The organism is Cognatundibacterium jejuense, assembly GCF_014284255.1.
Taxonomy (GTDB): Bacteria; Pseudomonadota; Gammaproteobacteria; order Burkholderiales; family Burkholderiaceae_D; genus Undibacterium; species Undibacterium jejuense.
Genome location: NZ_JACOFV010000015.1, coordinates 19,722 through 34,010, shown reverse-complemented (window position 1 = coordinate 34,010; position 14,289 = coordinate 19,722). Strand labels below are relative to the sequence as shown.

Genomic DNA, 14,289 nt, shown 5'->3' with positions numbered 1-14,289 from the left:
TGAAGAAGAAATGTATTCAAAAGAGAGAAAATGAAATCGAAAGCCTACGACTGAGGCTTTCGGTTTTGAATCGGTTGAGTATGTCAACAGGCGCAGTACAGGCGTGGTCGGTTCTTCATTACTCCCGCCACTTCGGTGCCGGAATGCGTTCAGTCTCTCCGGCGATCATGGTAAATTCGTTCGCTTCCCAACGTTTAGCTGCGGCAGCAATGTGGTCACGATCAACAGAAACAAAGTTCCACCACATACGCACTGGTTGTTCCAACGGTGCACCACCAACAACGACAAAGCGCGCACCATCTTCACCTGCACAAATACTGGTCGCAGCATCTGGTGGCAACACCACCATGTGCTGCGCCGGGATGGTTTCGCCATTCACCACTAGCGCATGCTCTGGACTATATAGCGCCATTTCTGATGCCAATGCAGGTAGATTCCATGTGCCATCGGGTGGCAGCTTCACATCCAGATAAAGCGTAGGTGAACTGGTTTTAACAGGGCTCGTATGACCGAATGCTTCACCAAGCAATACTCTGACCACCGCACCGCTGAGTGCTTTGTATTCTGGGATATCTGCTGCGGCCGCATGCTGAAACGATGGTTCTACTTGTTCTAAGGCTGGTGGCAATGCGACCCACAATTGCAGCCCATGCATACGACGTGCCTTGCCGCGCTCGTCATCAGTCACACGCTCGCTATGCACCACACCTTTGCCAGCGATCATCCAATTGATGTCACCCGGTGTAATCAATTGCACGCTACCGATACTGTCGCGATGAACAAAGCTACCTTCGAACAAATAGGTCACCGTCGCCAGGCCGATATGCGGGTGCGCACCGACATCGCTATCGGTTTCCGGTGCGAGATCCACTGGACGCATATGATCAAAAAACACAAACGGCCCCACTGATCGCTTCACCGCCGCTGGTAACACGCGGCGCACGGTCAGCCCTGGCGCTAACTCAGTAACGTGCCCCTGGATCTGAAGCAAATCAGCCATGTTGGCTTCCATCCACCATCTCAGACTGGATCGAAATTTGTCCACTGAGTAGTTTATGTATCGGGCATTTATTAGCGATTTCTAACAAGCGTTGACGATCAGCTTCCGGCAGATCACCCTCAATAAAAATCCGGCGCTGCATTTGATAACGCACGGTGCCGCTTTCATCTTTATCTTCCACATGATCCACCGTCACGCGCAGATCTGTGACTGCCATTTGACGACGACGGATATACAACTCCAGGGTCAGCGTCGTGCAAGCAGCCAGTGAAGAATCCAATAAATCGTGCGGATCAGGAGCCAGATCGTGCGAACCGAGAGATTCATCCACGTCCGCATTCCAGACATGACGGCCGTTGGACAGCGTGGTCAATGCGCCATTCGCGCGGTGTAATTTTGCTTCTATCGTCATGGCCTGTTCCTTGTTTAGTTTTGCGATTTGTTCTGATTTGTTCTGATATGCACTTCGTGACTAATTAGCTCATAAAAATGCTTCATTGCAATATGATATCTGTTTGTGAATTTTTCAACAGCGTACGTACCAAAACCGCTTAGCAGAACACAAAGACGACAGACTACTCAGCGATAAAACCTGCCGAGTTATGACTACCATCGCAGTACGGTTTGTTTTTAGAGTGTCCGCAGCGGCACAGATAGGTTTCGGACACTTTATTGCACGTACGCCCTGTGCCACTGACCACTTCCAAATTTCCTTTTACCATCAATGGGCCATTTGGAAGCGGTTGCACATTCAAAGTACCGTTACGTACTGCCAACGCTTCAAACTGCACAGTGACTGGTTCGCCCGATGCAACAAAGCCAGCAACTGCATGTGCACCATCGCAAAACGGCTTATTTTTAGACTGGCCACAACGGCACAAAGTCGCACGTGGTGAGGTTTGCGGTGTACCGCGAATTTGCAATTCTGCCTCGATTGCCAATGGACCATTTTCTCGCACGCGCACTGTGTTAACCAACGGAGCGCCATCACTATTGGCCCCAACACCTGCACCAGCGGCATTGCGTACCACGCGGATAGCGCCTGATGGGCAACTTTTACCTAGATGCATTAACTCTTCGACAGGCTGGGCATCGGGATGTATCCATTCGCCCTGCACGTTTGGCACAAACACATCCGGATGCGACAACACGCAGTTGCGCGAATGGATGCATTTGCTGGCATCAAAATGGATAGTAGCCTCACGGCCAACGACGGTTTCTATGCTCATGTTCTGCTCCCTGAAATTAAGCGGTTGTGTCTGATCATTTACCCAGTGCAAAGCTGGTCATGGAGATGGACCCCATGGCGATACCATCGATAAAGACTTCTGGCTTTTCCCCTGAGGCTGCCGCCAGACCTGCGATGTAGAGTAAAGGAATAAAGTGGTCCGGTGTCGGCACCGCCAGTTTATAGGCCGGTTGATTGAGCAATTGTGCTATGTCCTGAGGTCTCTGCACTATCAGGTTACGGGCTTCATCATCAAATTCCTGTGCCCACGGATAAGATCCGCGCTGCATCAGCCTCAGATTATGAACAACATTGCCGCTGGCAAGTATCAATACACCTTCGTTTCGCAGTGGTGCTAACTTTGCGCCAAGTTGCACATGTTCATCAAACGACAAACGAGCATTGATAGAAAGTTGAATAACAGGAACATCTGCTTCAGGAAACATAGGAGCTAAGACCGACCATGCGCCATGATCAAGGCCCCAGGTATTCTGATCGAGTCTGACATCCATCGGACTGAGTAATTCTGCTACCCTCTGCGCAAGTAGCGGATTTCCCGGTGCCGGATACAACATCTCCGAGATTGCTGGTGGAAAACCATAAAAGTCGTGAATCGTCTTCGGCTGCGGCATTGCAGTAACCGCAATATGGTCAATATACCAATGTGCAGAAATGACGAGTATCGCTTTCGGTTTTGGTATGCGCTGAGCGAAGCCCGCCCAAGCCTGCGTAAACTGGTTATTCTCTAATGCGTTCATTGGCGAGCCATGCCCAATAAATGCTGCTGGCATCATCGCTATGTCATGATTTTGCGTTGTCATCAATGCTTTCTCAGGTCATCAATACTATAAAAGCCTGATAAAACTCAGAGCTCGAGTTTTATCAGGCTGTTCTCAATGAGTGTAGTCTAGTTTTCTTTATTTGGCTGTGGCAGGTGCCAACTCTATAGTGCCAATGTGCAATTCACTGTGACGGCCATTGGCGTCTTGCCAGGTCCAGAATGCTTTGAGTGTGTTCGTGTTCAAGTCCAGCACGTGGCTTACGGTCGTACCAGACTTTTCAACCCAGCTCACAAAATGAAGACCTTGGCTTACTTCTGTCGCCATTAAAGTAACTTCTTCGGTACTGACGGGCATGCCTTCCAGCACTTCATAGCGCATCTTTGTACCGTCGGCGCTGTAGGTGTTGCGGAAAACAACGCCATTGTCGAGACGCACCAGATAAACCTTACCGCGATAGCTGATGTTGTTCATGGTATTCACTTTTTGCTGATTATTTTTTTCTACGTTGCTGGATGCACTTTTGGTTTGTGCTGTTGTTGCAACTGCAACTGTCATTAAGGCGATTGCAGCAGTAATTTTCTTCAATGTGTTCGATACGTTAGCAATCATCATTTTTCTATAACAAATTCGTTTTCTACATAGCGGGCTAAAAAAGCCCGCTATGAGCCCTTACTTTGAGGCAGCTTAGATTTCGCTTTTTACCAACTTTATTGCGCCAAACCGATTTGCTTCAACAAAGCCTGGTTATCCCACATCAACCATTCTTCATCCATGACGCTGCCGTTCCAGTGACCAATCGTGACCATGGTGAGTTTGAAAGATTTACCCGTTGCAGGGATTGTTTTACCTTCACCGATAGGCATAGGCTGTGAAAATGTGCCCTCCACCACGCCTTGTACCGCAGTCCACTCACCCGATGCAATACGGATCGGGTGCTCATGGATGCTGGTATTTGGCGCAAAAATAAACATTGGTTTCAGTTCTTCGATGTGTGCTGGAATGCCTTTTGTGGTGTGACCGTCTGGATAATGCACAACGATGTCTTTAGCATGGCTCTTGCTAAGCTGATCCCATTTTTGACCCGTATAGACATTGAAATCCAAGTCGTCAAAATTTTCCAAGTTCACTTTTTCGTGTTGCTTGGTATTTTTAATTTCAGCCAACTGACGTTTCATGGATTCAATATCAGCGGCAGATTGTGCGGAAGCGGTCGCGCTGACGGCCAAAGCAGCGAGGGACAATAACAATGATGGGATAGATTTTTTCATTTCAAAATTCCTGTAGGGGTAATTGGAATTAATAAGCAAATTGACACATTTTGTGTGTACAAAAATGCCTTTGATATTTTTTTGTATCGATTCGATTTGAGGCAACACAAATTGAAAGTGCGGCATTGTAAAAGTTTGTTAAATTTTTCGGTAGATGGTAAAGTTGGGAATTACTGCGCAGAAATATGGACAATGATATGGATTTCGATTCCATCACCGTCTTCGTCAAAATTGTAGAAGTTGGCAGTATTTCCAAGGCGGCAAGATTAATGGGTATGCCGAAAACCACTGTCAGCGCTAAACTAGCCGCTCTGGAAAAACGGCTCAAAGTCAGCCTGATCCAAAGAACGACGCGCCAACTTCATGTCACTGAAGCTGGCAAGCAATTTTTTCAGCATTGTGCGAATGCCGTCCGGGAAGTGGAAATGGGTGAGGCAGTATTGCAGTCATTACAAGCAAAGCCATCCGGCGTACTAAAAATCACCACACCTGTCGACATAGGGCACACGGTACTACCCGTCATTACCAGTGCTTTTCTGGATAAATACCCAGATGTCACTTCGGATCTGGTGATCACTAATCAAAAAATAGATTTGCTACAAGAGGGTATTGACTTAGCAATTCGGGTCGGCGTGCTCAAAGATTCAACCATGATTGCCAGACACTTTTTTGATTTACATAATTGTCTGTTGGCTGCACCTGCTTATTTGAAGCAATTGGAAAAAATCACGCGTCCACAAGATTTGCTGAACGCCACTTTTATCGGCCAAAAGGGAATAGAAAAACTAAAACTGACCAAAGATAAATTAAAAGTAGAAATACCGCTCAATTGCCGCGTCTTCGCTAACGACGTAGAGACCGCAAAATCACTGGCAATGAACGGCGTGGGAATAGGATGGCTTCCTAGCTTTGTTACCATCGACGCCATTGAAAACGGACAATTGGTACCTGTTTTACCTGAATGGAAATTAGAAGCTGCGGTCGCATTTCATTTTGTGTACCCGGGCCATCGATACACGTCACCCAATGTACATGCGTTTATTCAAACAGCACTCGATGTTTTTCCAGTCGGCAGTTTATAAAACCTGGATTTGTGCAACCCGCATAGTGATTGCGTTGACAGAGACTTGGCGGGTGACCCCGTCCTACTTCACTTAACTACCAGAATATCCAAAAGAAATTTATTTATAATCCAGGAAAGAAAATGAGCAAGACAATGAATACGTTAAAGTTATGGCAGCGCTGTGCTTCTACATTGGGTGGCAAATGGCTCTTCGCAAAGATGTTGTGTTTCAAAGCGCCGTATTTCAGCAGCATTAGTCCACAGTTCGTGGAACTAAGACCAGAGCACTGCAAAGTACGAATCAACAAACGTCGCGCCGTACTCAACCATATTGGAACAGTACATGCTATCGCAATGTGCAACATGGCGGAATTAGCTGGTGGAACCATGACAGAGGTGACAGTGCCAGCAACCCATCGTTGGATTCCAAAGGGAATGACCGTCGAATACCTTAAAAAAGCCAGCAGCGATCTGGTCGCCATCGCTACGCCTGTGAAAACAAATGATTGGTCGGAGGCTGGCGAGTATAAAGTCAGAGTAGATGTGTTGGACGACATGAACGATCTGGTATTTCAGGCCATCATCACGATGTGGGTATCTGCGAAAAAGACCGTTTCCTGAATACTTAGCTACGTTTCTACGTAGCTTATTTCACCAATGCTTGTTGCACCATGTGACTATCTACGTATTGCACCATGCGTAAAATCTTACCGTCTGCAAAAGTATAAAGATGTGCAAAGGACGCCGTCATCGCTTTACCCGTCGCTTTATAGGTACCTGAATAGACGCCAAAGACGGCGATTTGATTTCCATGTTCCAGGTATTGTCTGGCTTCGGCGCGGTAATCTATCCATTCAGTCGCCAATCGCTGAAAGACGTTGGCGATAATGGCGTCTGACCCAACATATGTTCCGGCATACGGAAACCCTGCTGCTTCAGTCCATTCAGCATTTGGTGCTAACACTGAGAGGAGTCGGGTTATGTTGTCGCCGGACACACCTTCGTAGGTGGCTTTCAGAACTTCGAGATGAGAACTCATGGTTACGCCTGTTCTATTTTTTATGTCAGCTTTGACTTCAGTGGATGTATCAACTGAAGTCAAAGTTAAAACTCATCGATCTTTATATAGAACAGCCATCAATGTTACAAGCAAGCTCATTGATAGATGATTCCTCATCGCCTTTACTGCCTGTGATGTGACGCAAATAGTCTGTCCATTGTTCGACGTTCCCAAGCCATTTACCCAGGTCGATACGCTCGAACGTCGCGTCTGCATATTCCAATGCCAGGGTAGGAAATCCTTGCCCACCTACACGCGCCAGCATTTCTCTGCTGTCAGAAAAATGCAGTTGTGTTTCGAGACCATCCAACCGCACATATGCTGCGATAAATGCAGTCACATCTAAGCACATCTCATTTGCGATGTTTTGCAGAACCTCGATTTCAGCGATACGCAGACCGTGAACGTAATGCGCAATTTGAAGCTGCTTGAGCATATCCAGACCACGACCAGCTAATTGCTCTGCCGCCAGAATAGCTGTACTTGGTGGTGCAGAATTCAATACGACGCTGCTATCGCGCAGTAAACCATCAAGATAATCTTTACCAAAAACCTGACCAGTCAATTGCGCAATGCGTTCATCGCTGGCAACAATGTAATTACGTAATTGCGTTGTCACCGGGCGACGATTCATACCGGTCATCATCCCCCCGGCATGAAACACCAGCTTCAGGCCGGGGATAGTACGTGCCGCCGAAATAAGTGGCGCGGCACCGTAACACCAACCGCATACCGGATCGAAAATATAGTGTAGCTGAGTCATTCTTTTTCCTTTTTTGTTATTTCGGCGAACGTATTACGCATTGCTATCTGACCGCACTTAAATTACTGAGGCCACTTCATGTCGCCTTTGATGACCTTGGCACTGATATCCAGTGACGCGGGCAAACCCGCTTGTGGGTAGCGTGCTTTCATGGCTTCAACCAATGCTGTTGAGTCTTTTGCTTTTGCCGCTTCTTCCTCAAACGCTTTGACATAGTCACTGGTATAGGTCACTGCAGCTAAGCCTGCTGGAGCAGCGCCCAAAAAATGACCCGGAACAACCGTCGCTGGTTTCAACGCTGCGATTTCTGCCAACGTTGCTTGCCATTCATTGCGTGATTCTACTGTTTGTGTATCAGCCATCCAGACATGGATACCATTACCGACAACAACTCCTCCAGCCACCGTTTTCAGAGAAGGAATCCACAGATAACTACGGTCAGGGCTAGGGCCTTTAAGACCTTTAATCGCTATGGTTTTACCTTCGAGGTTCAGGTGGTCTGCTTTCAATACTTGTGGCAGTACCAATTTTTGCGGCGCATTGTCTTTCAAAATCGGGCCCCAATATGCTTTTTTACCTTCCATATTGGCCTTGATCGCGGCAACGGTTTGCGGTGTCGCAACGATCTTTGTATCAGGGAATGCTGCCTGAATTACATCCAGACCGAAGTAATAGTCAGGATCGCTGTGGCTGACATACACGGTACTGAGTTTTTTACCGCTTTGTTTAATCTGCTGCACCAGTTGCTCGGCATCATTACGCTGAAATTGCGCATCGATCAGAATCGCATCATGTGCGCCGCTAACGATCACCGACGAAACCGGGAATATCGCTTTTTCGCCAGGGTTATATACCTGCAACTGCAAAGGTTGAGCAGCGTGCGCAGTCATTGCGGCAACGCTTAAGCTGATGGCGGACAGTGCAGTAGTGAGCTTACGAATAGTCATAAAATTCCTCTTAGTAGTTATTAAAAACGGGAGAAGCAGGTGTTGAGGACTGAATCATAATTGCTTCCAATTGTTTTATAAACAGCCTAAAATGAAATGAATTATTGCGTAAATCGATCAAATAAACAGGAATTTTCAATATGGACCGCATCATTGCTGCGCAAGTGTTTGTCACTATTGCTGAACGCGGTAGTTTGAGTAGCGCTGCCGAATTGCTCGATATGTCACGTGCAATGGTGACGCGCTATCTGGCTGAGATGGAGAATTGGTCAGGTACTCGACTCTTTCATCGCACGACGCGGCGCATTAATCTGACCTCCGCTGGTGAAGCAACGCTGGTACGTTGTCGCGACATGCTGGCACTGGCAGAACAAATGTCAGCCGTCTCGAATACCGAAAAAGATGAACCACGCGGCATCTTGCGCATTGCCTGTTCGCAAGCGCTCGCGCAAGATTCGCTCTCCGCAGCCATTGCGGCTTATTTAAGGCAATACCCACGCACCGCTGTCGAGCTGCGCGTTGATAACCGCACTGTCAATTTGGTCGAGGATCGCATTGATCTGGCAATACGCATCACCAATCAGCTTGATCCAGGCTTGATCGCGCGGCGACTTGGTGATTGCCCTTCAGTGATCTGCGCATCACCTGCGTATCTAAAGGAGCATGGCATCCCTAAAAATGCTGAAGACCTCGCGGTGCACAATTGCCTGACGTATTCTTACTTCGGCAAAAATTTATGGAATTTTGAGCGCGCAGGCGAACCACTCAGCGTGCCCGTGAGTGGCAATTTCAGTGCCAATGATTCTGTCGTGATATTGAGAGCGACGCTGGAAGGCGCTGGTATTGCCATGCAGCCAGTGATGTCTGCTGCACCCTACATCGCCAGCGGTCAACTCGTCGCTTTAGTGCCGAAGGATAAGCCGATCACCTTAGGAATTCATGGCGTATATATGTCACGCCAGAATCAAGCTTTGATTATGCGTAGCATGTTGGATTTTTTGACGCAGTGGTTTGGGGCATCGAAAGTTTGATCGTGAACAAATATCGTGTCTTCCCGCGCGAGGAAAGTATGATCTTCTCCCAACTTTTAAAATCTAAAAACCGATACCAAAAATGAAGCGACCCACATCAACAACGCGGCTGAATGTGGGTCTAAAGATTCTTATCGCACTAAAACCCAACTTTGCGCATTAGTTCGATTACATTCCCACAATTGCACGCGCGTGCCATCGTTCGTATCAGCGTTATCCACGTCCAGACATTTGCCTGCAATACCGCGCAGTTCACCGTTGGCATAGAACCAGCGTTGGGCATCGGTTCCATTGCATTCATACAATTGGATACGTGTGCCATCCGCAGTACCTGCATTGTCTACATCTAAACACTTACCACCAGGTCCGCGGATTTCACCGGTGCTCTGGTAGTAAACCCAATTCTGCGCTGAAGTGCCATTGCATTCCCATATTTGCACTTTCGCACCATCGTAGACCCGATTTTGTGCCACATCAAGGCACTTACCTGCGATACCGCGAATTTGCCCGGCACTTGCCATCGACGGAGCGCCAATCGCGAAGAGGGTGACAAAAATAAATGCGATCGTTGTTACTAGCTTTTTCATCGTTTTCATCCTTCCTGAAATAACATGCATTAAGACCATCAGATACAGAATTACAGAATTACAGAATCTAAGGGAACTTTTATTAACAAAAGATAACCAAGACATGTAGAAAAAATTATGACAAATCACCTTTTATTCGCACAGGAAAAAATTGGTGACAGCGACATAAATGTAATTGCCTGGAATAAGACCAATCACCAACGAAGACTATTGAGATGCGGACAAACTACTTTTGTTTCACCCTGAGATATTTCTGACCTTGGATAAAACAAGGTAAAACGCACCAAACTTAGCCCGATTGGACAGCGAAATGCAACGTTACAAAATTACATATAACGTTACAAGTTAGAAATATAGCACATAAATATAAGAAAGATAGAAGAAAATAGCAGCTTTTACCCTTAACTATGTCTAATATGGCAATATTTTGATTACAGCACAAATTGCTAAGATGGGTGCAAACTGCGCAGCGTTTGCCATCACGAGATTTGGCGATAGTACCGACCCTACTCCATTGAAAAAATTTCGACACTATCGATGACTGTCCATTTGCTATCTACGAGGTATCAACAAAGAACGACGAACGGACGTATCGCTACCGGCGTTCTGATTTCGGTCAGCATCCAGGTCATTGCCTGGTATTTACTCGTCTCGCCACAGCTCAGATTGCAAGGTGAAATACATCGCCCCTCATTGCAGCCATTGATCTTACAAATCATTTCAACAGCGCCTCCACAGCAGCACACCACTACGGTGTCTCAGCAGCGTATTCATCCGGAAAAAAAGTTACTTCCAACGCACACCAAAACGTCGTCAGAAACGGCTACAAAAATCTCAGAAACATCCTCTTCTTCACAAACCATGCCGACAGTGCAGCAAGCGGAAATCCTGGATCTGGAAACACTAAAAGAAGCCGTCCGCACACATCCATTTGAATATAGAGAAAAAGAAGCACAGCGAGAATCAAAGCGAGAGACAGTCACTTCTGATACGGTAAGCCGGTCAATAGAAAAAGCAGCGCGTCCTAAGTGCGATAAAGATTACACGCCCCAATTGGGCGGCGTGAAATTTCAGAATTTATTGAAAATTCCTTTTCTGATGAAAGGCGCTGTGTCAGATAGTGGTTGCAAGTGGTGAGTAATTCCACCGGTATCGATAAAATGAATTTTGATTGAACGACAAAGAGCAGGCGCGGGTCTGTTTTAGTCCCGATACTGCCCGACAACATGCTCAGAGACAGAGACATGCGTTGGTTAAGCAAAACAAATCTACGGCAAACGTTTCGCCGGACCAAAGCGCTCCAAAATAAAATCAATAAAGCTGGTCATCTTAGGTGTCGCCTGACGATCACGTGGATAGACCAAATGCATAGGCCGCGCAGCGGGAACATAATCTTTCAGGATAGGTACCAAGCGTTTGGCCGCAATATCCTGCGCCAGCAACACCTCTGCCTGCATCACAATGCCGAAGCCGTGCAAAGCCGCCATGCGAAGTGCCTGACCATTGTTCGAGCGAAAGCGTGCTGGTGGTACCAAATGAGCATCCGTACGGCCTTTTAAGCGCCAACGCACGTTGTGTGGCCAATCCATAAATTCCAGACATTCATGATCAACCAACTCATCTGGTGTGCGTGGCTTTCCGAAACGCTTCAAATAGGCGGGCGAAGCGCAGATGACCATCGCATAAGGAAACAAATCCCGCGCCACCAAACCGGAGTCTTCCAGCTTACCAATCCGGATCGCCGCATCGTAACCCTCTTCGACGATATCCACCAGTCTGTCATTGAGCGACAGATCCAGCGAAACCTCTTGATATTGGCTAAGATAATCAGTCATCGCTGGCCCCAACCATTCGCTGCCAAACGAAACTGGCGCCGTGATTTTTAGCCGCCCACGTGGGCTGGTACGCATTGCTTCAGCTCCGCGCTCGGCTGTTTGAATTTGCGTCAGAATGGCGCGGCATTGCTCGGCATATTGCGCACCGATTTCAGTCAGACTTTGACGCCGTGTAGTACGTGTTAAAAGACGTGCCCCAAGCAACTCTTCCAACTGGTTGATATGTTTGCCGACCATCACTGGCGAAATCTCAAATGCCTTAGCCGCCGCCGAAAAACTACCAGCATCAACTACTGCGACAAATATTTCCATACTGCGTAGCTTATCCATGATTGCTAACTCCTGGTTAGTAATGATCTTCATTCTAGCTCATTTATTCCTGTCCGAACCGGGTGCATACTGAACGCTCATTCATCGTTATCACACACAGGAGTCCCAGCATGAAAAAAATTATTCTTATCGGTGCTAATGGCACCATCGGAAAGTCCATCGCCGCAGAATTAAGTAAGCGCCATGAAATCATTGGCGTTGGCACTCATAGCGGAGAGTATCAAGCCGACATCAGCGATCTATCTCAGGTACGTGCGTTGTTTGAAAAAACCGGCAAAGTGGATGCTGTGGTCGTAGCGGCTGGTGCGGTGCATTTCGCACCACTCGCTGAGTTTAGTCCTGAGAAATATTACCTAGGCATACACAGCAAACTCATGGGACAAGTCAATGTCACGTTGGTGGCACAAGAAATGCTCAATGACGGTGGTTCGATCACATTAACCAGTGGCATTCTCACACAAGAGCCCATTGTGGGCGGCAGTGGAGCCAGCCTTGCTAACGCAGGCGTAGAAGGTTTTGTGCGCGGTGCTGCCATTGAACTCAAGCGTGGTCTGCGCATCAATGTGGTAAGTCCAAACGTACTCGAAGAATCGATGGATGTGTATGGCGACTTCTTTCGCGGATTCGAACCAGTGCCTGCTCGCCGGGTCGCTTTGGCCTACAGTCGCAGCGTGGAAGGTGCGCAAACCGGGCAAATTTATCAGGTTTGGTAAGCAAATGTGGCGGGTCACACCCACCTTACCAGGCCAGGAAATCGAAACAAGCGCTTCATACAAAGAAAGTATGCCGTAATAATAAAATCGCCAGCAACCACATCGTCACACCGATTAATCCGTCCAGAATCTGCCAGGCTTTAGGACGAGCGAACCAGGGCGCTAACCAGCGGGCGCCAAACCCCAGCATGCTGAACCATAACAGGCTCGCGCAACATGCGCCGGTGACAAACCAAGGGCGCAGCGCGGGGGCTTGCTGGGCGCCGATACTCCCAAGCAATAACACCGTATCCAGATAGACATGAGGATTGAGCAAAGTAAATCCGGCAGCTTGCAGAATGACTGCTGCCAGCTTGCCTTGCGCACCTGACTCAGCGGGACGTAACTGATGCGATTGCTGCGCCCGGCGTAAAGCTTGCCAGCCATAGGTCGCCAAAAATGCAGCGCCAGCCAGAGACAGTGCTTTGGTGATCATAGGGCGCTCACCCAAGGCTTGCGCCATCCCAAACACCCCGGCAGCGATCAACAGCGCATCTGCCATTGCACAAAACAAAACGATACTGGCAACATATTCGCGCCGCAGACCCTGGCGCAAAACAAAGGCGTTTTGCGCACCAATAGCAACAATCAGTCCCAGACTGAGCAGCAGCCCCTGGGTAAATGCTGGCGCGATGCCAGAAAATGAAGAAATAAGATATGTCATGCCGCCAGCTTGCACCCAGCCTAAAATGAAGTCAAACTACGTTTTCTTCATCCAATTAAGTAAAACTAATCTTATGCTGGACTATACTTCACTTGCTGTGTTGTCTGCCGTGGTTCGCGAAGGAAGCTTTGAACGGGCGGCACGAACACTGCATGTCACGCCTTCAGCAGTATCGCAACGCATACGATTATTGGAGGAATTTATCGGCGGTGCGTTGATCATCCGCGGTCAGCCTTGTATTGCAACAGAAACCGGACGCCGTCTATGTCAGCATGTGGACCAGGTTCGATTGCTGGAATATGAATTACAAAAATCGGTACCAACAGTAATGAGTTCCGACCAAGAAGCGCCGAGCCGCGTGCCTTTGCCTATCGCAGTCAATGCTGACAGTCTTGCCACGTGGTTTGCGCCTGCTATGTCGGCTTTTGCTGCTACCGCACCAGTGTTGATGGATGTGGCCGTTGATGACCAGGACCATACGGCGGAATGGTTGCGCACTGGTACCGTGCTGGCGGCAGTCACGAGCAGCGCCCAAGCGGCATCGGGCTGCAATAGCCGCTCATTAGGCGCGATGCGTTATCTGGCGGCTGCCAGCCCAGAGTTTATCGAGCGTTATTTTCGTAAAGGTGTTAATGCTGCTAGTTTGGTGCAAGCACCTAGCCTGGTGTTTAATAGCAAAGACGAACTACAAACGCGCTGGGTGCGCAGGCTTTGCCATCGCCACGTTGAATTACCACGGCATACACTACCAGCCGCCCATGCCTTTGTTGCGGCTGCGGCCGTTGGTATGGGCTGGGGTCTGCATCCGCAAGCGATGATCCAGGATCATTTAAGGAATGGCACATTGGTAGAACTGGTTCCTGACACACCTTTAGACGTGCCGCTATACTGGCAACAAGCACGTTCTGCATCATCGTTACTCGATGGTCTGACCAGAGCCGTGACGAACGCAGCAAGTTCAACGCTTTTACAGCTTTAA

Annotated in this window: 18 protein-coding genes; 6 read left to right on the top strand and 12 right to left on the bottom strand. The window is 48.1% G+C overall.

Annotation, left to right across the window (positions count from 1 at the left end; genetic code table 11):
- Window positions 1–118 precede the first annotated feature (118 nt).
- From H8K32_RS15410 to H8K32_RS15385, 6 genes are all read right to left on the bottom strand, one after another.
- Window positions 119–1,000, bottom strand: coding sequence for a pirin family protein (locus H8K32_RS15410; protein WP_186913440.1), 882 nt, complete (start codon window positions 998–1,000; stop codon window positions 119–121).
- Window positions 993–1,412: an OsmC family protein gene (locus tag H8K32_RS15405; RefSeq protein WP_186913439.1), complete on the bottom strand. Its 420-nt coding sequence runs from the start codon at window positions 1,410–1,412 to the stop codon at window positions 993–995. Before H8K32_RS15405 ends, H8K32_RS15410 begins: the two co-directional genes overlap by 8 nt.
- Window positions 1,413–1,575: 163 nt before the next feature.
- A complete protein-coding gene (locus H8K32_RS15400) occupies window positions 1,576–2,229 on the bottom strand; it encodes a CDGSH iron-sulfur domain-containing protein (protein ID WP_186913438.1) in 654 nt (217 codons plus the stop codon).
- Between the two features lie 34 nt (window positions 2,230–2,263).
- Window positions 2,264–3,049 (bottom strand): 4,5-DOPA-extradiol-dioxygenase, encoded by a 786-nt coding sequence (ygiD, locus tag H8K32_RS15395; RefSeq protein ID WP_186913437.1) that lies wholly within the window; start codon window positions 3,047–3,049, stop codon window positions 2,264–2,266.
- A 96-nt stretch (window positions 3,050–3,145) separates the two neighbouring features.
- The gene (locus H8K32_RS15390) at window positions 3,146–3,622 is read right to left on the bottom strand and encodes a MoaF-related domain-containing protein (RefSeq protein ID WP_222613143.1); all 477 of its coding nucleotides are present in this window, start codon (window positions 3,620–3,622) and stop codon (window positions 3,146–3,148) included.
- A 95-nt stretch (window positions 3,623–3,717) separates the two neighbouring features.
- Window positions 3,718–4,278: an ester cyclase gene (locus H8K32_RS15385; RefSeq protein WP_186913435.1), complete on the bottom strand. Its 561-nt coding sequence runs from the start codon at window positions 4,276–4,278 to the stop codon at window positions 3,718–3,720.
- 197 nt (window positions 4,279–4,475) lie between these two features.
- On the opposite strand from H8K32_RS15385, the gene H8K32_RS15380 reads away from it, so the two are divergent.
- Together H8K32_RS15380 and H8K32_RS15375 are read left to right on the top strand one after the other, a co-directional pair.
- Window positions 4,476–5,360: a LysR family transcriptional regulator gene (locus H8K32_RS15380; protein WP_186913434.1), complete on the top strand. Its 885-nt coding sequence runs from the start codon at window positions 4,476–4,478 to the stop codon at window positions 5,358–5,360.
- 122 nt (window positions 5,361–5,482) lie between these two features.
- Entirely contained in the window at window positions 5,483–5,962 is a 480-nt protein-coding gene (locus tag H8K32_RS15375; RefSeq protein ID WP_222613142.1) for a hotdog fold domain-containing protein, read from the top strand.
- Between the two features lie 25 nt (window positions 5,963–5,987).
- Here H8K32_RS15375 and H8K32_RS15370 read toward each other — a convergent pair whose 3' ends face one another.
- The 3 genes from H8K32_RS15370 to H8K32_RS15360 form a co-directional block, all read right to left on the bottom strand.
- Window positions 5,988–6,380: a nuclear transport factor 2 family protein gene (locus tag H8K32_RS15370; RefSeq protein ID WP_186913433.1), complete on the bottom strand. Its 393-nt coding sequence runs from the start codon at window positions 6,378–6,380 to the stop codon at window positions 5,988–5,990.
- 82 nt (window positions 6,381–6,462) lie between these two features.
- The gene (locus H8K32_RS15365) at window positions 6,463–7,164 is read right to left on the bottom strand and encodes a DsbA family protein (RefSeq protein ID WP_186913432.1); all 702 of its coding nucleotides are present in this window, start codon (window positions 7,162–7,164) and stop codon (window positions 6,463–6,465) included.
- 62 nt (window positions 7,165–7,226) lie between these two features.
- Window positions 7,227–8,111 (bottom strand): MBL fold metallo-hydrolase, encoded by an 885-nt coding sequence (locus tag H8K32_RS15360; protein ID WP_186913431.1) that lies wholly within the window; start codon window positions 8,109–8,111, stop codon window positions 7,227–7,229.
- 140 nt (window positions 8,112–8,251) lie between these two features.
- Here H8K32_RS15360 and H8K32_RS15355 point away from each other — a divergent pair, with 140 nt between their 5' ends.
- Window positions 8,252–9,142 carry a LysR family transcriptional regulator gene (locus tag H8K32_RS15355; RefSeq protein ID WP_186913430.1) on the top strand — a complete coding sequence of 297 codons (891 nt, stop codon included), beginning with the start codon at window positions 8,252–8,254 and terminating at the stop codon, window positions 9,140–9,142.
- Between the two features lie 131 nt (window positions 9,143–9,273).
- Here the strand turns inward: H8K32_RS15355 and H8K32_RS15350 are convergent, their stop codons facing one another.
- Window positions 9,274–9,729 (bottom strand): ricin-type beta-trefoil lectin domain protein, encoded by a 456-nt coding sequence (locus tag H8K32_RS15350; protein ID WP_186913429.1) that lies wholly within the window; start codon window positions 9,727–9,729, stop codon window positions 9,274–9,276.
- Between the two features lie 537 nt (window positions 9,730–10,266).
- Between H8K32_RS15350 and H8K32_RS15345 the strand changes: the two genes are divergently transcribed.
- Window positions 10,267–10,866, top strand: a complete 600-nt coding sequence (locus H8K32_RS15345) for a hypothetical protein (protein ID WP_186913428.1) — start codon at window positions 10,267–10,269, stop codon at window positions 10,864–10,866.
- 131 nt (window positions 10,867–10,997) lie between these two features.
- Here the strand turns inward: H8K32_RS15345 and H8K32_RS15340 are convergent, their stop codons facing one another.
- Window positions 10,998–11,894 carry a LysR family transcriptional regulator gene (locus H8K32_RS15340; protein ID WP_186913536.1) on the bottom strand — a complete coding sequence of 299 codons (897 nt, stop codon included), beginning with the start codon at window positions 11,892–11,894 and terminating at the stop codon, window positions 10,998–11,000.
- Between the two features lie 110 nt (window positions 11,895–12,004).
- On the opposite strand from H8K32_RS15340, the gene H8K32_RS15335 reads away from it, so the two are divergent.
- Window positions 12,005–12,607: a short chain dehydrogenase gene (locus tag H8K32_RS15335; RefSeq protein ID WP_186913427.1), complete on the top strand. Its 603-nt coding sequence runs from the start codon at window positions 12,005–12,007 to the stop codon at window positions 12,605–12,607.
- A gap of 55 nt (window positions 12,608–12,662) precedes the next feature.
- Here H8K32_RS15335 and H8K32_RS15330 read toward each other — a convergent pair whose 3' ends face one another.
- A complete protein-coding gene (locus H8K32_RS15330) occupies window positions 12,663–13,310 on the bottom strand; it encodes a LysE/ArgO family amino acid transporter (RefSeq protein ID WP_186913426.1) in 648 nt (215 codons plus the stop codon).
- A gap of 73 nt (window positions 13,311–13,383) precedes the next feature.
- Between H8K32_RS15330 and H8K32_RS15325 the strand changes: the two genes are divergently transcribed.
- Complete coding sequence (locus H8K32_RS15325; protein ID WP_186913425.1) at window positions 13,384–14,289, top strand: LysR family transcriptional regulator ArgP; 906 nt, start codon at window positions 13,384–13,386, stop codon at window positions 14,287–14,289.